Raw genomic sequence first — 22,050 nt, 5'->3', positions numbered from 1 at the left:
GTTGCCGTCCTGCGGCAGCTGGACCAGGGTCGACCCGTGACCTTCCTGATCTGCCGCACGTGCGGCGTGGAGCACGCGGCCCGCCCGGACGTCTGCGCCATCTGCGCCGACGAACGGCAGTGGGTCCCCGAGACGGGCCAGGCGTGGACCACGCTGGAGGAGCTGGCGGCCGAGGGGTACACGGCATCGATGACACCGCTGGAGGCCGATCTCTACGGCATCACGAGCACACCGGGCGCGGGCATCGGGCAACAGTCCAAGCTCGTCTGCACCGCGGACGGCAACGTGCTCTGGGACCCGATCGGCTACGTCGACGACCCCGTGGTCGACGAGGTCCGGCGTCTCGGACCGGTGGTCGCGATCGTCGCCAGCCACCCGCACATGTACGGCGTCCAGGTCGAGTGGAGCCGTCGGCTCGGGAACGTGCCCGTCCTGGTCGCCGAGTCGGACGTGCACTGGCTGGCCCGACCTGACCCCGTCGTCCGCACGTGGACCGGCGAACGCGAGCTCCTCCCTGGCCTGACCCTCAGCCAGCCGGGCGGGCACTTCCCGGGCAGCGCGGTCCTGCACTGGGCCGAGGGCGCGCAGTCCAAGGGCGTCCTGCTCTCGGGCGACACGGTGTTCGCGAACCCCGACCGCCTGTCCGTCGCCTTCATGCGCAGCTACCCCAACCACCTGCCGCTGTCTGCGGCCGTCGTCGAACGCGTCACCGCCCACCTGGAACGGTTCGCGTTCGACCGCCTCTACGGCAACTTCGCCCACGTGATCGCGTCCGACGCGCGAGCCGTCCTGCGCGCCTCCGCCGACCGGCACATCGCCTGGGTCCGCGGCGACCACGACGACCTCACCTAGCCGCACCGGCGCCCCGGTCCCGCGTACCGCAGGACCGGGGTAGCCCGGCTGTCAGGCCGTCACGGCCCCGACGTGAGGTAGGCGACCGTCGATCCGGAGCCCACCCACGCGCCGTTGTCGTTGATGTGGCGTCGATCGCGGCGAGCCGTCGGCGTCCCACCCCTCACGGCAGGGTCCAGCGCTGGTTGCCGCTCGCGAAGCAGTCCCAGGTCTGCAGGCGGGTGCCGTTGGCAGTGGCCTGCCCGGTCGCGTCGAGGCACTTGCCGAGGGCACGCATGGTGCCGTCGGCGTTCGCGGTCCACTTCTGGGCCGGTGTGCCGTTGCAGGTGTACAGCTGCACCTTCGCGCCGTTGACCGTGCTGGCCGCAGCCACGTCGAGGCACTTGCCACGCGCACGCAGCGTCCCGTCGGTGCCGACGGTCCACGCCTGGTTGGCGTTGCCGGAGGCACAGTCCCACAGCTGGATCGCGGTGCCGTCCGCCGTGCCGCCGTCGACCACGTCGAGGCAGCGGTTGCTGGCGACGCCACGGACCAGACCGGTGCGGCCGGTCGGCGGCGGCGTGGTGGTGGGCGGCGGTGTGCTGGTCGATCCGGTCAGGCGGTTGAAGGTCGACGTGAACTGGTAACGGGACTGGGACGTGCCCGAGCAGTTGTCGGCGGGCTGCGCCACCGAGCCGGAGCACTGCGCGTCACGGCCGAGGGCCCAGAACGCGAGCAGCCGCATGCCCTTGGAGATCGCGAAGTCGGTGAGCTCCGTGGCGTCCTGGGTGGTGAAGACCTCGGCGGTCGTGTCGTTGACGCCGATCATCGGGGTGCTGCCCTGCATGTTCCACAGCTGCGCGGACGTCTTGGCCGGCCAGATCCCGGCGAGCTGCCCGTAGAGGGCGTTCGCGGCGCTGATCGCGGCCTGGCCCATGTCCATCGCCGGGCCGTAGTCCATCGTCATGGGGTTGACGACCGTGACGTCGACGCCGCGGCTCTTCGCGTTCTGCAGGAGCGCGACCGCCTCCGACGGCAGGCCGCCCGGGTCGATGGGGAGCGTGTAGTGGACGCCGAGCGTCTTGCCGGCCGCGCGGTACTCGGTCTGCAGCTGAGCGAGCGCCTGGTTGCGCCGGTCGTTGGCGGTGGTGTTGCCGAGGGCACCACCCTCGATGTCGAGGTCGATGGCGGTGAGGTTCATGGCGTCGATGACCTTGCGGTACTGCGCCTTGAGGGTGTCCACGGAGGTGCACGCGACGCCGATCTCGATGCCGCTCGCGCCGCCGAACGAGGCGATGACGTCACCGCCCGCCGAGCGCAAGGTGTTGATCGCACCGATCCACCCGGCGTCGTCGACCGCGGTGCCGCCGTTGATCGTGGCGTTGCACGACCCGTTGCCGTTGATGATGAACGCGAGCGTGAAGTACTTGGCGCCCGTGGCGGCGCGGGCGTTCGCGATCGCCGACGGGGAGTTCCACATCTCGACGTACGGAGCCGCGAAGTGCGCGGGCAGGCCGGGACCGGAGTTCGCGGCGGCGTCGGCCGAGATCCCCGTCGCGAGCGTGAGACCACCGGCCACGACCACCGCGGCGAGGACTCCGGCGATGCGGGCACGGGGGCGCCTCATCGGGCACCCCCGGCGGTGAGGGTGTGGGCGGTGCGAACGGGTGAGGAATGGGCGTGACGACGAGACACGGGAGGGGCCTCCGTTGGACGGGGATGCGAGGGTCTTGTTTCTGAAACAGCCGCGGGTGTGCCGCTGTCGAGATGACGCGCTCCCGCGCGGGATGCGCCGCTGCTTTGCGGCACGGCGATCGGGAACAATGTCTGAAACAGGGTGATTCAGTTAGGAAACCAGCGGCGCGTCTCGGCGTCAATAGCGCGTTCACGGACTGCCCTATCCTCGACGTGTGGACGTCGCCGGTGGTCCCCCTGAGCCGACAGCAGGCCGGGCGAGCGTCCGCGACCTCGCCGCCGTGCTCGGCCTGTCGCCCGCGACGATCTCCCGGGCGCTCAACGGGCACGCGTACGTCTCGGACGAGACGCGCCGCCGCGTCCTCGACGCGGTCGAGCAGCTCGGGTCCGAGGCGCCGCGGTCCCGCCGTGCCCCCCGCCTGGGCGCCGTGCTCGTGCGCTGCCCCTACGAGCTCACCGACTACTTCGGACCCATCGTGTCGGCGGTCGCCGAGACGTTGCACCTGCACGGCCGGGAGGTGCTGCTCGACGCCGGAGGCTCGTCGTACCACGAGCCCGTCCTGCGCAGGCTGCCTCCCCGGGCCGACGTCGTCGGCGCGGTGCTCCTGCTGCCGCCGGAGAGCGTCGAGGACCTCGAGTGGCTGCGCCGGTCGGGCAAGCCGTTCGTCGTCGTGGACCCCCGCGTGCGCGTCCCCAAGTCGGTCATGTCCGTCTCGGCGGCGAACTTCGCCGGCTCCCGCGACGCGACGGCGCACCTGATCGCGCACGGCCACCGCCGCATCGGCGTCATCTCGGTCGCCCCCGCCCTGGCCGCCGGGGACGCGCGCCTCGCCGGCCACGCCACGGCCCTCGCCGAGGTGGGCGAGATCGGCGACCCGGAGCTCGTGCGGCGCGGCGAGCCCGTGCAGGAGACCGGTGAGAAGTACGGCGGCGAGCTGCTCGACCTGCCGGAGCGCCCGACGGCGATCGTCTGCTTCAACGACAAGGTCGCCGTGGGCGTCCTGCAGGCTGCCGCCGACCGCGGCCTGTCCGTCCCCGGTGACCTGTCGGTCGTCGGTTTCGACGACATCGACGTGAGCCGGTCGACGACCCCGCGCCTGACCACCGTGCGTCAGCCGCTGCAGGAGCTCGGGCGCATGGCAGCGGGCTCGCTGGTCAGGGTGCTGGACGGGCACCGGGCCGAGGCCCTGCACATCGAGCTCGCGACGGAGCTCGTCGTGCGCGGGAGCACAGGACCGGTGAGCGAGTCCGCCGCTCGACCGTGATCGGTGTCGTCGCGCATCCGTCGTCTCGAACCGGCTGTTCCGGCCCCCACTGCCCCCTACGATCTCCTGATCCGCCCTGCTCAGGGCGAGCTGGCCGAGGCGCAGGCGTACTGGAGCTCCGTCGAGCTGCTGCCCGGCGGGGCGCCGGCGTGGATCTCGGCGATGGCGCGCGGCGAGTAGCGCTCAGACGAGCGTGACGCGTTCCAGGTACAACGCGTAGAGGTCGCGGAGCGTCGTCGCGTACTCGACGTACCACTCGGTCAGGTGCCGGTCGGACTCCCTCGCGGCTTCCAGACGGAGGTCGACGGCCCGCTCGTGGAGCCTGGCGAGCTTGTCCGGGATGCCGATCGGGTCGGGACGCACGACACCGTGCCGCACGAACGGCAGCACCATGTCCGCCACCCAGAGGTCCGCCAGCACCAGGTCGGACTTGAACTCATCGTACGCCCGCTTGTCGCTGCCCGGCGGGAACGTCATGTCCCACCACCGGTCGACGGCGCTGACGAACTGCTCGGCGGTCACCACCATGTGCGTGTCCCTTCGTCGCGACGAGGCTCGCGACGGAATGTAGCCCAGCGGCGAGCCGAGATCACGCGGCGAACGGCCTCGCGAGTCCGTCAGGGTGCTCAGCCCACCGCCGCCGGGCGGTCCCCGCCGCGGACGGCCAGCAGCTCCGCGGCTGCTGCGCCCTGCAGCGAACGGCCCGGGTGCCGGCGACGCAGCTCGCGCGACGGGAAGAGCCGCAGCTCGAGGGTCCGGCCGTCCACGAGCACGAACCGCACGCCCTTGGCCCTGCGCGTGCCGAGCAAGGTCAGGTCGCACTCGACGATCTCGGCCACGGTGGTCCATCGCAGCGCGACGAAGGGCTCGTCACCGAACCTCAGCTCGATCCCGTCCGCGCCGTAGAGCAGGCTGGACTGTCCGGGCTCGGGGTTGCCCTGCGCGCGGAGCGACGCGGAGATCTCCGTGCTCGGGAACGCGGGCATCAGCGCCCACCCTGGACGCGTCGTCGTGAGCGCGGCGGCCTGCTGGGCCTGGGTTCGCCTGCTGCGGCGGATCAGCACGCCGAGGAACACGACCCAGAAGGCGACGGCCAGCACCATGGCACCGACGAAGGCCGCGACCCCGATCGGGACGCCGTCGTCGCTGCCGAGCAGCCTGGTCGGGACGATCAGGGAGGACACGCCGAGCGACCCGCCGAGCAGGAGCACGGCCACCCGGCCGCCTCACACGTCTTCCGGGTCGACCAGGAAGTCGGCCTCGTCGGCGATCTCCCCGCCGGTCGCCGCGTGGATCGCGCGGGCCAGCGCCTGCACCTGCGGCGCCGCCCGGGACCGCGCGACGCGGTGCTCGAACGACGGCTTCTCCGCCTCGAGCTCCTCGATGAACCGGGGCTCCCAGTGCACGCGGTACGCGACGACCCCGCGCGACGTCCACGGCAGGCCGCGCAGCAGCGGCGGCAGCTCGGTCTCGGCGGCGGCCTCGACCGACAGGATCCCGTCGTGCTCCAGGTCGACCAGCACCCCGAACGCCTCGGCTGGCGGCGGCGCGGCCATCATGAGCTCGTCGTAGGCGGAGGACTCGTCCATGAGCCGCTGGCGCTCGACCGGGTCGTCGACGCCGTACTTCTCCAAGGCGTCGCGCAGACCGGAGCCGCCCACCTCGGTGACCCAGGCGGGGCGCGTGTCGGCGGCCCGGCCCGCACCGGGCAGCGGACCGTCCCACGTGGCGGTGCCCTGGCTGATCCGGGCCTGCGGGTGCACCTTCTGGGCCACCGCCAGCGCCTGGTCCGGCTCCAGCCAGCGGTCGGAGTAGACGGTCAGGTCGATGGCGCCGTCGACGTCGGGCACCAGCACGATGCCGTTGTCGCCGATCCGCACCGCGCCCCCCAGGCGACGCGCCACGGCCACCAGCCACTGCAGGATCCGCTCCTCCTCGCGCACCGGCATGGCGTCCGCGAACGCGCGCTTCAGACCGTCGCGGTCTCCGCCCGGGTACGGCTTGGCGCCACGCTCGCGGGGAGCGGCGACGACGTACGCGTACGTCGACCACGGCGGCAGGCCCAGGCTGACCGCGTCCTCCGCCTCGACCGCGTAGGGGCCGGTGACCGTGGACAGGCGCGCGACGCGCAGCGTGCGTGCCGGCGTCATGTTCGCGCTGACCGCGCGGATGCCCAGCGCGGCGGTCATCGGGCCCATGATCCCGCGCGGCTGCGGGACCTCGCCCTCCTCCCAGCGCGCCTGCGGGAACCGGCTGACGGCGAGCACCTCCACCTCGTCGTCCCCCACGTCCTCGGGGAGCACGAGCAGGTGCTGCGTGGCCGAGCCCTTGGGCAGCCGGGGAGCAGCCATCAGACGTCCGAGCGGTGGAAGTTCTGCCAGGAGCGCGACGCCGTCGGGCCGCGCTGGCCCTGGTAGCGCGAGCCGTACTGGGACGAGCCGTAGGGGTGCTCGGAGGCAGACGAGAGCCGGAAGAAGCACATCTGGCCGATCTTCATGCCGGGCCAGAGCAGGATCGGCAACGTCGCCACGTTGGACAGCTCGAGCGTCACGTGCCCCGAGAACCCCGGGTCGATGAACCCCGCTGTCGAGTGCGTGAGGAGTCCCAGACGTCCGAGCGACGACTTGCCCTCGAGGCGGGCGGCGACGTCGTCGGGAAGCGTGACCGCCTCGTAGGTGGACCCCAGCACGAACTCGCCGGGGTGCAGCACGAACGACTCGCCGCGCTCGACCTCGACCAGGCGCGTCAGCTCGGGCTGGTCGAGCGACGGATCGATCACCGGGTACTTGTGGTTGTCGAACAGCCGGAAGAACTTGTCCAGGCGGACGTCGATGCTCGAGGGCTGGAGCATGGACGCGTCGTAGGGTTCGAGGGCCACGCGGCCCGACTCGAGCTCGGCGTGGATGTCACGGTCGGAGAGCAGCACGGGGCCACGGTAGTCGGTGTGGCTATCCCCGTTGGGCGTCGTGCACGAGCAACGCGATCTGCGTCCGGTTCTCCAGGCCCAGCTTGAGCAGCACGCTGGACACGTGGCTCTTCACGGTGGCCACCGACAGGTACAGCTCCCGGCCGATGTCCGCGTTGCTGGCACCGCGCCCGATGGCCAGGACGACGTCGCGTTCGCGCTCCGTGAGCGTGTTCAGCCGCTCGCGCGCGGCCAGCCGGCTGTCGCCCGAGCGTGCGCTCGTGTCCATCAGCCGACGGGCCACCCGGGGCGAGAGCACCGGCTCCCCCGCGGCCGCTGCGAGGACGGCCTCGACGATCCGGGCCGGCGGCGTGTCCTTGAGCAGGTAGCCGCTCGCGCCGGCCCGCATCGCGGCCTCCACCTCGTCGGCGGTGTCGAAGGTGGTGAGGACGACGACGGCCGGGGGGTCGGTCCGCCCGCGCGTGGTTCTCGTCGCCGCGATCCCGTCCGTGCCCGGCATCCGCAGGTCCATGAGCACCACGTCCACCGGGTGCGCGTCCAGGAGCGCCGGCACCTGCGAGCCGTCGGACGCCTGCCCGACGACGACGATCCCGTCGGCACCGTCGAGCATGAGCGTCAGGCCGGCACGCACGAGCGCGTCGTCGTCGACGACGAGCACCCGGGTGGTCACGGCTCCCACGGTATCCATGCCTCGAGCCGGAACCCCTCACCGGCCGGCCCGGCGTGCACCTGACCGCCCAGCAGCTCGACGCGTTCGGTCAGCCCGATGAGCCCGGTGCCGGTCCCGTTGGTCTCGCCCTTGCCGCCCTGGTCGTTGGCGACGACGACGCGCAGGCCGTCGTCGACCGCGACGTTCACGGTGACCCTGGATCCCGGCGCGTGCCGGCGCGCGTTGGTCAACCCTTCCTGGCAGGCGCGGTAGACGGCGAGGTCGAGCGCGGTCGGCAGCTCCAGGTCGGCGACGTCCAGCCGGACGTCGACACCGGCCCCACGCGTCTCGTCGACGAGCCGGGGGACGTCCGCAAGTCCCGGAGTGGGGCGCAGCTCGTCAGGGCTGGTCCGCAGGACGCCGATCACGGTGCGCAGCTCCTCGAGCGCCTCGCTGGCGTTGGCGCGGACCACGCCAGCGGCGCTCGCGACCTGCTCCTTGGTCAGGTCCGTGCGGAACTCGAGCGCACCCGCCGTCGTCGCGACGAGCGTGAGGCGGTGCGCCAGGGTGTCGTGCATCTCGCGCGCTATCCGCGTCCGCTCCGCCGTCCGCGCCTGCTCGACCCGCTGCTCCTGCTCGGCCTCCGCCCGCCGGGCGCGCTCGCGCAGGGACGCCATCAGCTCGGCGCGTGTCCGCCAGAGCGCCCCCCAGGCGAACAGGGCGGCATGCACCGCGACGTCGCCGATGAGCCACCACTGCAGCGGGACGCCGACCCCGCCCGGCCACCACAGCGCCCGCACGGCCGTGCCGAGGGCACCCATGCCGGCCGCCCACAGTGCCGTGCTGAGCCGGTTCCACCGGGCGGCGACGAGGGTGGTCGTGTACGACGCGGGACCCGCGACCGGGCTCAGCGCCGACAGGACCGCTGTCACCGCACCGGCCAGCACCGGCCAGCGGCCGACCAGCAGGAAGCCGCCGAGCGAGGCAGCCCCGATCACGGGCAGCAGCCACCCGGGCAGCGGCTGGTCGGGATCGTGCCAGCCGGCCCAGACGGTGATGAGGATGAGGACGCCCAGGAACCCGGTCAGGGCGTTGCCCAGGCGGTGGTACCAGGCCCGTGGGATGCAGTCGTCGGTGGTCATGGAGCCGAGCCTAGGAACGCGTCCGGAGCCGCGGTACCTACCGAAGTCGGGGGTCGGCCAGCCGATCGTCCGGTCCGTGATGGCCGTCGGCCGGACGCGCGGGCCGGTTCGTCGGCGGGACTGTTCGGGAGTCCTGATCAACCCTTCCCTGGAGCCCACCATGAGCGCCACCACCGTCCCTGCCACCACCGTCCGCCGCATCCCCGCCTGGGCCGTCGTCATCGCCAGCCCGCTCGCCGCCCTCGTCGTCTGGGCGATCGCCGTCCCGCTCCTCGACGTCCCGCTGGTCGTCGGTGACCCGCCGTACACCGTCGGACCCGTCAGCGTCGTCCTCGTCGCGGTCGTCGCGACCCTGGCCGCGTGGGGTGTCCGGGCGCTGCTGTTCCGCCGACGTCGTACGGGCTGGTTCGTCACGTGCGGCGCGATCCTGCTGATCTCGCTGCTCGGCCCGCTCGGCGCCGCGACCCCGGCGGCAACCCTCTGGCTGGCCCTGATGCACGTGACGGTGGGAACGGTGCTCACCCTCGGCCTAGCCCCCTCCCGACCCCGCTGATCCGCCCGGCTTCTGGCCGTCGAGAACAACCTGAACGACGTGAAGAACCTCCATGACGTCGTTCAGGTTGTTCTCGCGTCGCGTGTCCTCCCTGTGGGTGGGCCGGGTCCACCCTGCGGGGGTTCTGGGGGTGTGGAGCACTTCACGACGATGGGTCCGTGGTCACTGTCTCCGGACGTTCTGAGCGACGACGGCTGCTCGCGTTGCTGCTGTTCGTCGTCGCGCCGGTCTGCGCCGAGTACCTGACGGCCTACGACCCCGAGGTCACCGGCCAGGCCGCCGCGCTCGTCGGTGGCCTGGTCATTCTCGGGCCGCTGTACGGTGCGCCCGCGATCCTGATCCGCGAGCTCGCCGCCCGCACGCGCATGCACTGGACGGGGATCCTCGCGCTGGCCGGCGCGTTCGGCGTGCTGCAGGCGGGGGTCGTCGACCAGTCGCTGTTCGCGACGTCCTACATGAGCTACGACGACTGGGCGACGGGCAGGGCGCTGACGCTGATCCCGCCTCTCGGGGTCGCCGGGGCGTTCGCGTTGAACTTCCTGGTCGGGCACGTGGTCTGGAGCATCGGGGCACCGATCGCGCTGGTCGAGACGTTCGACCGGCGCCCGGGACCCCGACAGCCGTGGCTCGGCCTGTCGGGGACAACCGCGCTCGTCGTCCTGTGGGTGCTCGCGTCGGTGGTGGTCAGTCAGGACATCCGCGACTCCGGCAGCGACCAGGCGTCGACGGGTCAGCTCCTCGGCGCGGTGGCGGTGGCCGCCCTCCTGGTGCTCGTCGCGTGCACGTTCGGCCGGCGACGCCTCCCGACGCCCCTGTCCCGTCGCGTCCCCGTACCGGCGCGAGTCTTCGGCCTGGTCCTCGTCGCCGCGCTCGGCTACCAGTTCATCCCGGGGACGTGGCTGGGCGTCGGGCTCGGGACCGCCATCCTCGTGGCCGGCGCGGTCGCGGTGACGCGGTGGTCCCGGTCCGCCGGTTGGGGTCCGCGCCATGCCGCCGCGGTCGCCGGCGCTGCGGTCGTCGCGCGGGCGCTGGGCGGATTCGTCACGGTCGCCACGACGGACCCACGACCACCCGGCGGCTTCGCCCAGAACACCGTCCTGCTGATCCTGTCGTTGACACTGGCCGTGGCAGCGGTCCGACCCCCGCGCCCGGCTCCGGTCGCGCCCGACCCGGCGGTCACGACCCCTCGCTGACCAGAACGACCCAGCCGTCCGCCGTCGAGCTTGCTGTTACGCACGTCAAGCTGCCGGTTGGCGTGCACAACGGCAAGCTCGGCGGAGCGCACGACCGCGAGCACGCGCAGCGGGCGGCCGGGTCGCGGCCCGCGAGCACGCGCAGCGGGCGGCCGGGTCGCGGCGGATCGCGCTACCGCGAGCACGCGGAGCGGGCAGCCGGGCTCGTGGCTGGGCCGGGCGGGCTGCCCGGTGGGTCGGCGCGAGTCGGTCGCGCGCGGCTCGGTCCCGCGGAGCGGGTGCAGGTCGCGGCCTCGTCGGAAAAGTCGTGATGCTCCTGCACGTGCCAAGCGGGCGCGCCAGCGGTTATGCTCGCGGCCGGGAGTTGCATGGGAGCGCTCCCGCACGGACGCTGCAAGCGCCCTGCTGGACCTCACGCGACGACGCGGCCGGTAGGGCGCGCAGCCAGGAACGAAGGATTCGCCATGCGGTACGGCCACTTCGACGACGACGCACGCGAGTACGTCATCACGACGCCCCACACGCCATACCCGTGGATCAACTACCTCGGATCCGAGCAGTTCTTCTCGCTGGTCTCCCACCAGGCGGGCGGCTACTCGTTCTACCGCGACGCCAAGATGCGGCGACTGACCCGCTACCGGTACAACAACATCCCCACCGACGCGGGCGGCCGGTACCTGTACGTCAACGACGGCGGCGACGTGTGGACCCCGTCCTGGCTCCCCGTGAAGGCCGACCTGGACCACTTCGAGGCGGCGCACGGGCTGGGCTACACGCGGATCACCGGCGAACGCGGCGGCCTGTCCGTCGAGACGCTGCTGTTCGTGCCGCTCGGCGAGACCGCGGAGGTCCAGCGGGTCACGGTCACCAACACGTCCTCGCAGACCAAGACCGTCGCGCTCTTCTCGTTCGTCGAGTTCTGCCTCTGGAACGCCCAGGACGACCAGACCAACTACCAGCGGAACCTGTCGATCGGCGAGGTCGAGGTCGAGCAGGACGGACCGTTCGGGTCCGCCATCTTCCATACGACCGAGTACCGCGAGCGCCGGGACCACTACGCGGTGTTCGGTGTGAACACGAAGGCCAGCGGCTTCGACACGGACCGCGACGCGTTCGTGGGCGCCTACAACGGGCTGGGCGAGGCGGCAGTCCCGCGCGCCGGGGCCTCCAGCAACTCCGTCGCGTCCGGCTGGTACCCGATCGGCTCGCACCAGGTCGACGTGACCCTCGCGCCCGGGGAGTCGCAGACCCTGACCTTCGTCCTCGGCTACGTCGAGAACGAGGACAAGTGGGCCGACGACGAGCACCAGGTCGTCAACAAGGAGAAGGCGCACGCCCTCCTCGGACGCTTCGCGACGACGGAGCAGACCGACGACGCGTTCGACCGTCTCAAGGCCCACTGGCGCCGGCTGCTCTCCACCTACTCGGTCAGCAGCACCGACGAGAAGCTCGACCGGATGGTCAACGTCTGGAACCAGTACCAGTGCATGGTCACGTTCAACATGTCCCGGTCGGCGTCGTTCTTCGAGACGGGCATCGGCCGCGGGATGGGTTTCCGCGACTCCAACCAGGACCTGCTCGGCTTCGTGCACCTGGTCCCGGAGCGCGCGCGCGAGCGCATCCTCGACATCGCCGCGACGCAGTTCCCGGACGGCTCCGCGTACCACCAGTACCAGCCGCTCACGAAGCGCGGGAACGACGACATCGGTTCGGGCTTCAACGACGACCCGCTGTGGCTGATCGCCGGCGTGGCCGCGTACATCAAGGAGACCGGCGACGCGGGTGTGCTCGACGAGCTCGTCCCGTTCGACAACGAGCCTGGCAGCGAACAGACCCTGTTCGAGCACCTGACCCGTTCGTTCGAGTTCACCGTGACGCACCGCGGCCCGCACGGCCTGCCGCTCATCGGCCGCGCGGACTGGAACGACTGCCTGAACCTCAACTGCTTCTCGACGACCCCGGGCGAGTCGTTCCAGACGACCGAGAACCAGCCGGGTGGCGCCGCGGAGTCGGTGTTCATCGCGGCGCAGTTCGTGCTCTACGGCGCGGAGTACGCCGAGCTCGCTTCGCGACGAGGGCTGTCCGAGGTCGCGTCGCAGGCGCGCAAGGTCGTCGACGAGGTCCGGCAGGCGGTCCTCGACCACGCCTGGGACGGCGACTGGTTCCTGCGCGCGTACGACTACTACGGCAACCCCGTCGGCACGGCGGCGGACACCGAGGGCCGCATCTGGATCGAACCGCAGGGCTTCGCGGTCATGGCCGGCATCGGTATCGACGACGGCCGCGCGACGACCGCCCTCGACTCGGTCGAGGAGCACCTGGCCACCCCGCACGGGATGGTGCTCCAGAGCCCCGCCTACACGACGTACCGCGTGGAGCTCGGCGAGGTGTCCACCTACCCGCCCGGCTACAAGGAGAACGGCGGCATCTTCTGCCACAACAACCCGTGGGTGATCATCGCCGAGACGATGGTCGGCCGCGGAGACCGCGCGTTCGACTACTACCGCCGGATCACCCCCGCCTACCGCGAGGACATCTCCGACGTGCACCGCGTCGAGCCGTACGTCTACGCGCAGATGATCGCCGGCAAGGAGGCGGTCCGGCACGGTGAGGCCAAGAACTCGTGGCTGACCGGCACGGCCGCCTGGAACTTCGTCGCGGTCTCGCAGCACCTGCTCGGGGTCCGGCCGTCCTACGACGGACTGATCGTCGACCCGCAGATCGGCTCGGCGGTCCCGTCCTTCACCGTCACGCGGGTGGCCCGGGGCGCGACCTACGAGATCCACGTGACGACGGGCGCGACGGCGTCGATCACGGTCGACGGCGAACCGCTCGAGGGGCACCTGGTCCCGTACGCACCGGCGGGGTCCGTCGTCCGGGTCGAGGTCACGACGGGCTGAGACCCGACCGCACTCTCGCGATGTGCGCGACGAGGGACTCATGGGTTCGCGCGTCGGCAGAGATGGCCAGCCCGGCACCGGTGGTGAACGACTGCCCGTCGAGGTCCGTCACGACGCATCCGGCGCCGACGCAGAGCGCGATGCCGGCCGCGAAGTGCACGCTGTCGAGCAGGTTCCCGTCCGACACGTAGGCGGCGCGCTGCCCGGTCGCCACCCAGGCGAGCGCCACGGTCGACGCACTCACCCGAGGCGTCATCCACGCCCGAAAGTCGGCGTCGGCGACGAGCAGGGGACCCGTGCGGTCCCCCGGTCCGTCGGCGTTGAGCTCGACGATCCTGCTGTCGCTCGCGGGCGCGACGCGCCGGTCTGCGCCGTCCGCCGGGCGCTCGTGACCGCCGAACCCGTCGGTCCAGACCACTCGCCGCGCAGCGGGCTCCGCCACCGCTGCGACCCGCACGGATCCGCGCTCGCGCAAGGCGACGTTGACGCAGAACACGTGGGTGCCCGAGGCGAAGTTGCGCGTCCCGCACAGCGGGTCCACCAGCCACGTCCGGTCCGTGCTGCCGCCGAAGGCGCCGAGCTCCTCACCGATCATGGCGTCGTCCGGCCGCGCGAGGAGCAGCGCCTCCCTGATCGCGGTCTCGGCCGCAAGGTCTGCCGCCGTGGCGAAGTCGTGGCCGGCTTTCGCGTACTTCGGCGCCGAGTCCGCGAGGTGGCTCAGGACGACGTCCATGCCCCGCGTCGCCAGGTGGACGGCGAGCGCCGCATCTGCGGGGTCGGTCAGCATCCCGGGACAGTACAACGACGGAGGTCATGGGCGATGCCACCCGCAGCTAACCTTCCGGGGGCGGTAACGCATCCCGACCGGCCGGACACGTAGGGGTTGTCCGGACTCGTCGTCGAAAGGCCCCCATGCCCACGCCGGAAGAGCGGTTCACCGCGCTGTTCGACGCGACCCACCGACCGCTCCTCGCCTACGCCATCCGCCGGGTTGCCGATCCAGCGGATGCCGCGGACGTCGTCGCGGAGACGTTCCTCGTCGCCTGGCGACGCCTCGACGAGGTCCCGCCGGGCGACCACGCGCGCCCGTGGCTGTTCGGCGTCGCGCGCCGTGTCCTGGCCAACCTCTACCGCGGCGAGCGTCGACGGCACGCCCTCGCCGACCGGCTGCGCGAGTCGCTCACCGAGATCGCACCCCCTGACCGCACCGAGCTGAGCGACGTCGAGATCGCGCTCGGCAAGCTGGACGACGACGACCGCGAGCTCCTGCGCCTCGTCGCGTGGGAGGACCTCGCGCGCGACGAGATCGCGATCGCCCTCGGCGTCTCGCGTGCGGCCGTGCGCGTCCGCCTGCACCGCGCCCGACAGCGGCTGCTGCAGCAGATGGCTGCGCTGGCCGAACCCGCCCCCGCCGAGGTGAAACGCCCGACGACGACTGGACACGTGGTGAACGGATGGGCAGCAGCCCGTCCCGGTGTGGAGGAGGTCCGATGAGGAACGACGACATCTTTGCCCGGCTCTGCGCGACCGACCCGGTCGCGCAGAGCGACCTCTCCCGCATCGACCCGGGCGCGCTGAGCGCCCTGCGAGAGGGGATAACCATGAGCACACCCGAGAAGGCGCCGACCGCCGCAAAGCGCGCGCGACGACTGGGCAGGCGCGGCCTGTTCGCGGCCGGCATCAGCGTCGCGCTGGTCGGCGGCGGCGCCGCGTATGCCGCTCACCTCGAGTTTCTCGGGGGCGATGGGGACGGGCTGAACTGCCAGCACGTATGGAACGACACCGCGACGGGCGTGACCGGCGCGAACCTGACCGGCGACCCGATCGCCGACTGCGGGGTCTTCGTCGCGAAGGCGGGGCTCGCGCCGATCACCGACCCGGTCGCCTTCACCTACCACGGGTTCGTGTTCGTGACGCCACGCGACCAGGTTCCCGAGAGCGCGCACCTCCTGAAACCGTCACCCGACCACGCGGCGACCCGGGAGCTCCAGGCGAGCATGGGCGACATGGTCGACGGCTCCCAAGCGCACTGCCTCGACCCGGCGGCTGCCACGGCGTTCGCTCACTCCGAGGTGAACCGGCTCGGACTCACGGGCTGGAGCATCCAAGCCGAGTCCGCCCACCCGACCGAGGTCGCGCCGCCGAGCCTGCCCGATCCGACGGGCACACCGAACGCGGGTCCCCAGCCGATGCCCGGAGCCACCATCGTGCCGCTGCCGGTCGCTCTGCCGGAGACGCCGTGCACACTTTCCATGGTCGACATCCCGAAGAAGGCGGTCATCATCCTTCCGAACCGCGCCCAAGACCACGAGGGCGCTACGGGAGCGGAGTCGTCCGTCCGGGATGCCCTGCGCACCGGGATCACCGACGCCTGCGTCAGTGCCACCGATGCGCGCGCCGTCGCCGACGCGGCCCTGGCGGGACTCCCGTACGCGCCGTGGCCCACGACGACGGTCGTCGACGAGACCGTGCCCTGCGCCCGCGTGGACATGGAGGTCGGCGGCAGCATCCAGGTGACCGTCTACGGGCCGACGGTCGGGCACCCCTGAGAACAGCACGTGGCGGGTGCGCGTAGGAGCGGCGCACCCGCCACGTCGCGCCCACGGCCCGCCCGGCTCCGGCGGGGGTGAAAACCCCCGGCGTGTCGCCGCACGTGCCGGCCGCACGCGCTGGTCGCGCCGCTGACGCATCGACGTTCGCCGGGGACCGCGCATCGGTTGGCCGGGGCGACGGCCCGGCGCCGGTAGGCTGAGGGCCTCATGGGGGAGATCACGTCCACGTCCGCGACGGAGCCCGGGTGGCCGTCCGTCAGCGTGGTCATGCCCGCTCGTGACGAGGAGGCACACCTCCGTCACGCGGTCGAGCGTGTGCTGGCCGACACGTACGACGGCGAGCTCGAGATGGTGGTCGTCGTCGGTCCGTCGCGGGACCGCACCCAGGCCCTGGCCGAGGAGCTCGCGCGGGAGTACCCGCAGGTCCGCGTCATCAAGAACCCCTCGGGCCGCACGCCGCAGGCCATGAATCTCGGCATCGCGGCGACGACGCACCCGATCGTCGTGCGGGTCGACGCGCACGGGTTCCTCCCCGACGGCTACGTGGCTCGTTCCGTCGAGCTGCTCCGGGAGACGGGCGCGGCGAACGTGGGCGGGCAGATGGTCCCCAAGGGCGTCACCCCGCTCGGCCGGGCGATCGCACGGGCGATGAGCTCGCGGCTCGGCATCGGCAGTGCGCCCTTCCACGTCGGCGGCGAAGCCGGACCGACGGAGAGCGTCTACCTCGGCGTGTTCCGCCGCGAGGCGCTCGAGGAGGTCGGCGGGTTCGACGAGCACTTCATCCGCGCGCAGGACTGGGAGCTCAACTACCGCATCCGCGCCGCCGGGCACACCGTGTGGTTCTCCCCCGACCTGCGCGTCATCTACCGCCCCCGCAGCAGGTACCGGGCGCTCGCGAAGCAGTTCTTCGGCAGCGGTCGGTGGCGCCGCGAGATCATCGCCCACTACCCGAGCAGCGTGTCGGCGCGGTACCTGGCACCTCCGCTCGCCGTCATCGCCGTGGTCCTCGGCACTACCGCGGCGCTCGTCGGCGTCGCGTTCGGGCTCGAGTGGCTGCGATGGGCCGCCGTCTTCCCGATCGGGTACCTGCTGTTCACCGTGCTGGCGTCGATCGCGCAGATCCCGCACCTCGCGCTCAACGCGCTCGTGCGGTTCCCGGGCGTGCTGATCGTCATGCAGATGCTCTGGGGCGCCGGATTCCTGCTCGGCCCGAGCCGAGCACGTTTCACGCGGCGGCGAGCGCGCGCGGAGGCGCTCGCACAGGCGCAGCGGCCGCACGCGGTGCCTGACGAAGCGGCGCCGCAGCAGAAGAGCCCGGTCCCCACCCCCGAGGCGCGGGCGGACTGACACAGCGAAGTCGCGAGCGGCGTCAGCCGCGGCCGCGCCTTCTCGACGCCGTCGTCAGGGCCTCGAGGAACTGGTCGCTGTGCGCCGCCCAGTCGTAGCGGTGTGCCGCGTGAGCATGACCGGCTGCGCCTAGCCGGCGCCGCAGCTCAGGGTCGTCTCGCAGCGCCAGCACCGCCTCGACCGTCCGCTCGGCGTCCTCGAACGGGACGACGACCCCGCTCCCCGCCTCCTCGACGAGCGCACGTGCCAGCGGGAGCGGTGTCGTGACGACGGGAACGCCGAACGCCATGTACTCGACGACCTTCGTCGGGATGCTGACCGCGTAGTTCGGGCTGTCGTGCAGGAGGCTGAGCCCGGCCAGCGCCCCGTCGAGGAGGGTGAGCGCGTCCGTCGACGGCAGGTAGCCGTGCCACTCGAGGTCCCCGGCCGCGTGCGCGGTCGTCAGCAGCTCACGCGTCGCGGCGTCGGCCCCGCCCACGAGGTGCAGGGTCGCCGCGCCCGCGGTCCGTTCACGCAGGAGCCGCCCGACCGCGACCAGCTCGGCGGCGCCTCGCGCCGCTGAGAGCGCCCCGACGTAGACGACGCGCGCATCGCCGGGCTCGCTCACGCTCTCCGGGACGAGCACCGTGTTCAGGATGACGGGGTGCGGGTGACGGAACCGGTCCTGGTAGGCGGCTTCGGCGAGCAGGAGGCCTGCCGTCCGACGCTCGGCGATCCGCTCGACGCCACGGAACGCTCCTGCCGCCGGCGCACGCAACGGCCGAGGCAGCCACGGCTTGAGCACGACGGCGGCCGCAGTGTCCTCGTGGACGTCCCACACGACCGGGACGCGGCGCCCCGCACCCGCGGCGGCGAGCAGCAGCTCCGGGTCGTGCAGCACGACGACGTCGTGCTGTGCCGCGGCGCTCCGGATGAGGTGCCGTGCCGCCAGGAAGGCGCTCAGCCGTCGTCGGCCGCGCGCACGCGGCAGGTCGACGACGGTCAACCCGCGCACAGCGCGCGGCGTCACGTCGTGGGCCGCGAACGACGCCGCGTAGGTCACGTCCCACCCGGCCTCGAGCATCGCGCGGACCTGGCGGGCACGGATCCGGGAGTCCTCGGGGTGGTGCACGGTCGTCACGACGAGCACCCGCACGGGTCAGTCCTTCGCCTTGCGGGCGGCCCGACGTTTCTCGATGAAGGCCGTGTACTGGTCGCAGATGGCCCCGCTGGGGCCGTCGGCCATGACCTGTCCCGCCTCCAGCCAGATCGCGCGGTCGCACATGTTGCGCACGGACGAGATCGAGTGGCTGACGAGGAAGACCGTGCCCGCCTCTTCACGGATGCGGCTGACCCGTTCGGTGCTCTTCTCGCGGAACTCGGCGTCACCCGTCGCCAGTGCCTCGTCGATGATGAGCACGTCCGGCGTCACCGCGGAGGAGATCGCGAACCGGAGCCGGGCCGCCATGCCCGACGAGTAGGCCTTCATCGGCAGGTCGACGAAGTCGCCGATGCCCGCGAACTCCACGATCTCGTCATACCGCTCGTGCACCTGGCGGCGCGTCAGGCCCTGCGCGAGACAGCCGAGCATGATGTTGCGCCGCCCGCTCAGCGAGCTCATGAGCGCGGCGTTCACGCCCAGCAGCGCGACGTCGCCACGCGTGTACATCTCCCCGGCCGACGCCGGCATGAGCCCGGCGATCGCCCGCAGGAGAGTGCTCTTGCCCGAGCCGTTGCGGCCGATGATGCCGATCGACTCACCCTCGTGCGCGACGAAGGACACGCCACGTACGGCGTGCACCTCGCTGACGGCAGCGACGTGCTGCGTCGCCTTGCCGAGCAGCTTGGCGAAGGGTTTGTGGTCCGGCCCACCGAGGGCGTTCCGGCGTCCGCCGTACGTCTTGTACGTGATGTGCACGTCGCGCGCGACGACGGAGGGGTGCGCGACGGGTGCGGGGAGCTCAGTCTCGGCCATAACGCTCCTCGGCACGCCAGAAGGTCACGAGCCCGACCACCAGGACGACCAGCGCCCAGACGGCACCGGCGATCCAGAGTGCCGGGTCCGGCGGGTACTGCGCGAGGAGGCACGACCGGACGAGGTCGAGGTACACCGCGATGGGCTGGTACTGCAGGAAGGTGCTGATCAGACCGTGACCCGCGTAGATCGCGATGCTGAAGAACACGCCTGACGCGTACCGCGCGAGACGCACGCTCACGGGGATGAGGTTGAGCATGTCGCGCGACCACACGACGAGGCGCGCCGCGATCATGCCCACTCCGGCGCAGAAGACGAAGAGCTCGGCGATCGCACCGGGAAGCAGCAGCCACTTGAGCTGGAGCTGCTCGCCGCTGACCGGCATCACCACGAGGAGCACGACCAGCGCCGGCATCAGCGTGAGGATCTCGGACAGCGACATCGACAGGGGCAGGGCCGCACGCGGGAACCGGATGGCCCGCACGAGGTTCTGGTTCCCCGAGATCGACTTGGCCCCGGACGTCACCGATGCGGCGATGAACGAGAAGATGAAGATCCCGATGGTCAGGAAGCCGAGAAAGTTGTCGACACCCTTGGACGTCCGCAGCATGAGCCCGAACACGAGGAAGTACGACGCGACGAGCAGCAACGGGTTGAGCGCCGACCAGGCCTGCCCGAGGTAGTTGTTCTGGTTCTTGTCGTACGCGCGCGCCTTGGCGAGCTCGATGACGAACGCCCTGCGCTGCCACAGCTGCCGCACGTACCGCACGAGCCCGGGCGCCTGGTCGGCGCGCACGAGCCCGTACTGCGCGGCGAGCCCCGCGGCGTCGGCCCGCGAGAGCACGCCGGACACAGCGGCCTCGTCAGCGACCGGGGTGGCGGCCCCGTCAGCGACCGGGGTGGCGGCCTCGTCGGCGACCGGGGTGGCAGCCTCGTCAGCGACCGGGGGTGCGGCCGAGCCGGCGCCGCCCGCGTCGGGGAGCGGCGCCCTGCGCGCGGCGAACAAGGTCACAGCCGATGTGCCTGCGGCGCCGTCGTCACGCCTCGGGTGTCGAAGAACCGCTTCGCGGACGTGGCCAGCGCGTCGACGTCGTACGCCTTGTGGTGCTGGACGAGCATGACGAGGTCGGCGTTCGCCACGGCGTCGTCGAGGCTCTCGACGCGGTCCATCGTCTGGCCCTCCGCGTGCCACCGTGCGACGTGCGGGTCGTGGAACGACACCTCGGCGCCGAGCTCGAGAAGCGACTTGGCGAGGTCGACCGCCGGCGACTCGCGCTGGTCGGCGATGTCCGGCTTGTAGGTCACGCCGAGGAGCAGCACCGAGGCGCCCTTCGTCGCGAGGCCGTCCGCGTTGAGGATGTTCTGCGCGCGGTGCGCGACGTACGCCGGCATCGTCGCGTTGATCTCCTGCGCGAGCTCGACGAACCGGAACGGGTAGCCGAGGCGCGCACGCACGTTGTGGGAGAGGTAGTTCGGGTCGATCGGGATGCAGTGGCCGCCGACACCCGGGCCGGGGTAGAACGCCTGGAACCCGAACGGCTTGGTCTTGGCGAGCTTGATGACGTCCCACAGGTCGATGCCGAGCTCGTGGCAGAACCGCGCCATCTCGTTGACGAGGGCGATGTTGATGTGCCGGTAGGTGTTCTCGAGCAGCTTGGCGGTCTCTGCCTCGCGGGTGCCGACGGCGGTGACGACCGTGTCGACGAAGCGTCCGTAGAACGCCGCGGCGCGCTCGGTGCAGTCCGGCGTGCTGCCGCCGACGACCTTCGGGGTGTTCTTGATCCCGTAGACCGGGTTGCCCGGGTCGACGCGCTCAGGCGAGAACGCGAGGTGGATGTCCTTGCCGACCTCCAGGCCGCCGGCCTCGAGCATCGGGCGGACGATCTCGTCCGTGGTCCCCGGGTAGGTCGTCGACTCGAGGACGACGAGCATCCCGGGCTGGAGGTTGCGGGCGATCGTCGCCGTCGCGGAACGGACCGGGCCGAGGTCAGGGCCGCCGTCCGCGGACAGCGGCGTCGGCACGCAGATGACGACGGTCGACGCGGTCGCGAGGTCAGCCTCGGCGGTCGTCGCGCGGAAGCCGGAGGCGAGCATCTCGGCGATGTCGGCCCCCGAGAGGTCGTCGATGTGGGAGGCACCCGAGTTGAGGCCGTCGACCACGTTCTGGTTGACGTCGAAGCCCAGGACCGACAGACCCGACCGGGCGGCCTGCTGGGCCAGGGGGAGTCCGACGTATCCGAGGCCGACGATGGCGAGGTCTACCGACATGACGTTCCGTCCTTTGTGGTGCGGGTGAATCGCCGGCCGCGTAGGCCGAAGGCACGTCCACTGTTGAAAGGACGGCGTTGGGATGATATCGGAGTCTGAGCCAACCCCCCGCCTCCGAGGCCCGCTTTACGCGTGACGGCGCGCAGCCCGTACCCTCCCTACGGCAGTCGGATCGATTCGGGAGCGGGGTATGGCGGCGGTTGATGTCGTTCCGGTGCGCACGGTGCGTGTGCCGGTCGAGCCTGTCGCGTCCGGTGGGTTCCGTGGTGACGTGCAGGGTCTGCGCGCGGTGGCGGTGCTGCTGGTCCTGCTCTACCACGCCGGGGTGAGCGTCCTGCCCGGCGGGTTCATCGGTGTGGACGTGTTCTTCGTGATCTCCGGGTTCTTGATCACCGGGCTGATCGTGCGCGAGATCGAGTCCACCGGCCGCCTCAGCCTGTCCCGGTTCTACGCCCGGCGCGCCCGACGCCTGCTGCCCGCCACCGCCCTGGTCTTCGTGTTCGTCGCGGTCATGACCGTGGCCGTGCTGCCCGTGACCCGCTGGGACAGCATCGCCCAAGACCTGCGCGCCGCCAGCCTCTACGTCATCAACTGGACCCTGGCCGCCCGCTCCGTGGACTACCTGTCCCAGGGCACCGCAGCCAGCCCCCTGCAGCACTTCTGGTCCCTGGCCGTCGAGGAACAGTTCTACGTCATCTGGCCCCTGCTCATCGTGGCCCTGGTCTGGGCCCTGCGCCGCGCCCGCGGGACCACGGGCGTGACCCGCGCGCACCTG

General features: G+C 71.8%; 23 protein-coding genes. 11 read left to right on the top strand and 12 right to left on the bottom strand.

Annotation, left to right across the window (positions count from 1 at the left end; genetic code table 11):
• Positions 1-36: 36 nt before the first annotated feature.
• Positions 37-852: an MBL fold metallo-hydrolase gene (locus tag I847_RS0107745; RefSeq protein ID WP_028049249.1), complete on the top strand. Its 816-nt coding sequence runs from the start codon at positions 37-39 to the stop codon at positions 850-852.
• A gap of 163 nt (positions 853-1,015) precedes the next feature.
• Here I847_RS0107745 and I847_RS0107740 read toward each other — a convergent pair whose 3' ends face one another.
• Positions 1,016-2,458, bottom strand: a complete 1,443-nt coding sequence (locus I847_RS0107740; RefSeq protein ID WP_028049248.1) for a chitinase — start codon at positions 2,456-2,458, stop codon at positions 1,016-1,018.
• A gap of 283 nt (positions 2,459-2,741) precedes the next feature.
• On the opposite strand from I847_RS0107740, the gene I847_RS22500 reads away from it, so the two are divergent.
• Complete coding sequence (locus I847_RS22500) at positions 2,742-3,791, top strand: LacI family DNA-binding transcriptional regulator (RefSeq protein ID WP_034609538.1); 1,050 nt, start codon at positions 2,742-2,744, stop codon at positions 3,789-3,791.
• A 3-nt stretch (positions 3,792-3,794) separates the two neighbouring features.
• Entirely contained in the window at positions 3,795-3,971 is a 177-nt protein-coding gene (locus tag I847_RS26645; protein ID WP_155856056.1) for a hypothetical protein, read from the top strand.
• Positions 3,972-3,974: 3 nt separating this feature from the next.
• Here I847_RS26645 and I847_RS0107725 read toward each other — a convergent pair whose 3' ends face one another.
• From I847_RS0107725 to I847_RS22495, 6 genes are all read right to left on the bottom strand, one after another.
• Positions 3,975-4,319, bottom strand: a complete 345-nt coding sequence (locus tag I847_RS0107725) for a hypothetical protein (RefSeq protein WP_028049247.1) — start codon at positions 4,317-4,319, stop codon at positions 3,975-3,977.
• A gap of 98 nt (positions 4,320-4,417) precedes the next feature.
• The gene (locus I847_RS0107720) at positions 4,418-5,008 is read right to left on the bottom strand and encodes a hypothetical protein (RefSeq protein WP_028049246.1); all 591 of its coding nucleotides are present in this window, start codon (positions 5,006-5,008) and stop codon (positions 4,418-4,420) included.
• Positions 5,009-5,017: 9 nt separating this feature from the next.
• Positions 5,018-6,142, bottom strand: a complete 1,125-nt coding sequence (locus I847_RS0107715; protein WP_028049245.1) for a hypothetical protein — start codon at positions 6,140-6,142, stop codon at positions 5,018-5,020.
• On the bottom strand, positions 6,142-6,717 hold the full coding sequence (dcd, locus tag I847_RS0107710; RefSeq protein WP_028049244.1) for a dCTP deaminase: 576 nt from the start codon (positions 6,715-6,717) through the stop codon (positions 6,142-6,144). Before dcd ends, I847_RS0107715 begins: the two co-directional genes overlap by 1 nt.
• A gap of 22 nt (positions 6,718-6,739) precedes the next feature.
• Entirely contained in the window at positions 6,740-7,387 is a 648-nt protein-coding gene (locus I847_RS0107705; protein WP_369751716.1) for a response regulator, read from the bottom strand.
• The gene (locus I847_RS22495) at positions 7,384-8,508 is read right to left on the bottom strand and encodes a sensor histidine kinase (protein ID WP_081680623.1); all 1,125 of its coding nucleotides are present in this window, start codon (positions 8,506-8,508) and stop codon (positions 7,384-7,386) included. Before I847_RS22495 ends, I847_RS0107705 begins: the two co-directional genes overlap by 4 nt.
• Positions 8,509-8,668: 160 nt before the next feature.
• Here I847_RS22495 and I847_RS0107695 point away from each other — a divergent pair, with 160 nt between their 5' ends.
• From I847_RS0107695 to I847_RS0107680, 4 genes are all read left to right on the top strand, one after another.
• Positions 8,669-9,061 (top strand): DUF6069 family protein, encoded by a 393-nt coding sequence (locus I847_RS0107695; protein ID WP_028049242.1) that lies wholly within the window; start codon positions 8,669-8,671, stop codon positions 9,059-9,061.
• A gap of 158 nt (positions 9,062-9,219) precedes the next feature.
• A complete protein-coding gene (locus I847_RS22490) occupies positions 9,220-10,254 on the top strand; it encodes a hypothetical protein (protein WP_051274579.1) in 1,035 nt (344 codons plus the stop codon).
• Positions 10,255-10,316: 62 nt separating this feature from the next.
• Positions 10,317-10,565 carry a hypothetical protein gene (locus I847_RS0107685; RefSeq protein WP_028049241.1) on the top strand — a complete coding sequence of 83 codons (249 nt, stop codon included), beginning with the start codon at positions 10,317-10,319 and terminating at the stop codon, positions 10,563-10,565.
• Positions 10,566-10,718: 153 nt separating this feature from the next.
• The gene (locus I847_RS0107680) at positions 10,719-13,154 is read left to right on the top strand and encodes a GH36-type glycosyl hydrolase domain-containing protein (protein WP_028049240.1); all 2,436 of its coding nucleotides are present in this window, start codon (positions 10,719-10,721) and stop codon (positions 13,152-13,154) included.
• Here the strand turns inward: I847_RS0107680 and I847_RS0107675 are convergent.
• Positions 13,141-13,941, bottom strand: coding sequence for an inositol monophosphatase family protein (locus I847_RS0107675; RefSeq protein WP_028049239.1), 801 nt, complete (start codon positions 13,939-13,941; stop codon positions 13,141-13,143). The genes I847_RS0107680 and I847_RS0107675 overlap by 14 nt on opposite strands.
• A 125-nt stretch (positions 13,942-14,066) precedes the next feature.
• On the opposite strand from I847_RS0107675, the gene I847_RS0107670 reads away from it, so the two are divergent.
• The 3 genes from I847_RS0107670 (at position 14,067) to I847_RS22485 (ending at position 17,053) form a co-directional block, all read left to right on the top strand.
• The gene (locus I847_RS0107670) at positions 14,067-14,648 is read left to right on the top strand and encodes an RNA polymerase sigma factor (RefSeq protein WP_028049238.1); all 582 of its coding nucleotides are present in this window, start codon (positions 14,067-14,069) and stop codon (positions 14,646-14,648) included.
• Positions 14,645-15,703: a hypothetical protein gene (locus I847_RS0107665; RefSeq protein ID WP_028049237.1), complete on the top strand. Its 1,059-nt coding sequence runs from the start codon at positions 14,645-14,647 to the stop codon at positions 15,701-15,703. Before I847_RS0107670 ends, I847_RS0107665 begins: the two co-directional genes overlap by 4 nt.
• A 210-nt stretch (positions 15,704-15,913) precedes the next feature.
• Entirely contained in the window at positions 15,914-17,053 is a 1,140-nt protein-coding gene (locus I847_RS22485; RefSeq protein ID WP_051274578.1) for a glycosyltransferase family 2 protein, read from the top strand.
• A gap of 22 nt (positions 17,054-17,075) precedes the next feature.
• Here I847_RS22485 and I847_RS22480 read toward each other — a convergent pair whose 3' ends face one another.
• The 4 genes from I847_RS22480 to I847_RS0107640 are packed head-to-tail and all read right to left on the bottom strand — an operon-like array spanning position 17,076 to position 21,275.
• Positions 17,076-18,188: a glycosyltransferase gene (locus tag I847_RS22480; RefSeq protein WP_034609536.1), complete on the bottom strand. Its 1,113-nt coding sequence runs from the start codon at positions 18,186-18,188 to the stop codon at positions 17,076-17,078.
• A 3-nt stretch (positions 18,189-18,191) separates the two neighbouring features.
• Positions 18,192-19,007 carry an ABC transporter ATP-binding protein gene (locus I847_RS0107650; RefSeq protein ID WP_034609534.1) on the bottom strand — a complete coding sequence of 272 codons (816 nt, stop codon included), beginning with the start codon at positions 19,005-19,007 and terminating at the stop codon, positions 18,192-18,194.
• Positions 18,994-20,019: an ABC transporter permease gene (locus I847_RS0107645; RefSeq protein WP_231384134.1), complete on the bottom strand. Its 1,026-nt coding sequence runs from the start codon at positions 20,017-20,019 to the stop codon at positions 18,994-18,996. The genes I847_RS0107650 and I847_RS0107645 overlap by 14 nt, the downstream gene beginning before the upstream one ends.
• Positions 20,016-21,275, bottom strand: a complete 1,260-nt coding sequence (locus I847_RS0107640) for a nucleotide sugar dehydrogenase (RefSeq protein WP_028049234.1) — start codon at positions 21,273-21,275, stop codon at positions 20,016-20,018. Before I847_RS0107640 ends, I847_RS0107645 begins: the two co-directional genes overlap by 4 nt.
• 190 nt (positions 21,276-21,465) lie before the next feature.
• Between I847_RS0107640 and I847_RS22475 the strand changes: the two genes are divergently transcribed.
• On the top strand, positions 21,466-22,050 hold a 585-nt coding region (locus tag I847_RS22475), incomplete at its 3' end, for an acyltransferase (protein ID WP_155856054.1).

Source organism: Cellulomonas sp. URHD0024 (assembly GCF_000426185.1).
Lineage (GTDB): Bacteria > Actinomycetota > Actinomycetes > Actinomycetales > Cellulomonadaceae > Cellulomonas.
The sequence above is the reverse complement of the archived record's forward strand: the minus strand, read 5'-3'. Positions and strand labels throughout refer to the sequence as shown.

Excerpts from the sequence above, each read along its gene's own strand:
- I847_RS0107740 (WP_028049248.1), bottom strand. The coding sequence starts at position 2,458 with ATGAGGCGCCCCCGTGCCCGCATCGCCGGAGTCCTCGCCGCGGTGGTC.
- I847_RS0107725 (WP_028049247.1), bottom strand. The coding sequence starts at position 4,319 with ATGGTGGTGACCGCCGAGCAGTTCGTCAGCGCCGTCGACCGGTGGTGG.
- I847_RS0107715 (WP_028049245.1), bottom strand. The coding sequence starts at position 6,142 with ATGGCTGCTCCCCGGCTGCCCAAGGGCTCGGCCACGCAGCACCTGCTC.
- I847_RS22495 (WP_081680623.1), bottom strand. The coding sequence starts at position 8,508 with ATGACCACCGACGACTGCATCCCACGGGCCTGGTACCACCGCCTGGGC.
- I847_RS0107695 (WP_028049242.1), top strand. The coding sequence starts at position 8,669 with ATGAGCGCCACCACCGTCCCTGCCACCACCGTCCGCCGCATCCCCGCC.
- I847_RS0107680 (WP_028049240.1), top strand. The coding sequence starts at position 10,719 with ATGCGGTACGGCCACTTCGACGACGACGCACGCGAGTACGTCATCACG.
- I847_RS0107675 (WP_028049239.1), bottom strand. The coding sequence starts at position 13,941 with ATGCTGACCGACCCCGCAGATGCGGCGCTCGCCGTCCACCTGGCGACG.
- I847_RS0107670 (WP_028049238.1), top strand. The coding sequence starts at position 14,067 with ATGCCCACGCCGGAAGAGCGGTTCACCGCGCTGTTCGACGCGACCCAC.
- I847_RS0107665 (WP_028049237.1), top strand. The coding sequence starts at position 14,645 with ATGAGGAACGACGACATCTTTGCCCGGCTCTGCGCGACCGACCCGGTC.
- I847_RS22485 (WP_051274578.1), top strand. The coding sequence starts at position 15,914 with ATGGGGGAGATCACGTCCACGTCCGCGACGGAGCCCGGGTGGCCGTCC.
- I847_RS0107650 (WP_034609534.1), bottom strand. The coding sequence starts at position 19,007 with ATGGCCGAGACTGAGCTCCCCGCACCCGTCGCGCACCCCTCCGTCGTC.
- I847_RS0107640 (WP_028049234.1), bottom strand. The coding sequence starts at position 21,275 with ATGTCGGTAGACCTCGCCATCGTCGGCCTCGGATACGTCGGACTCCCC.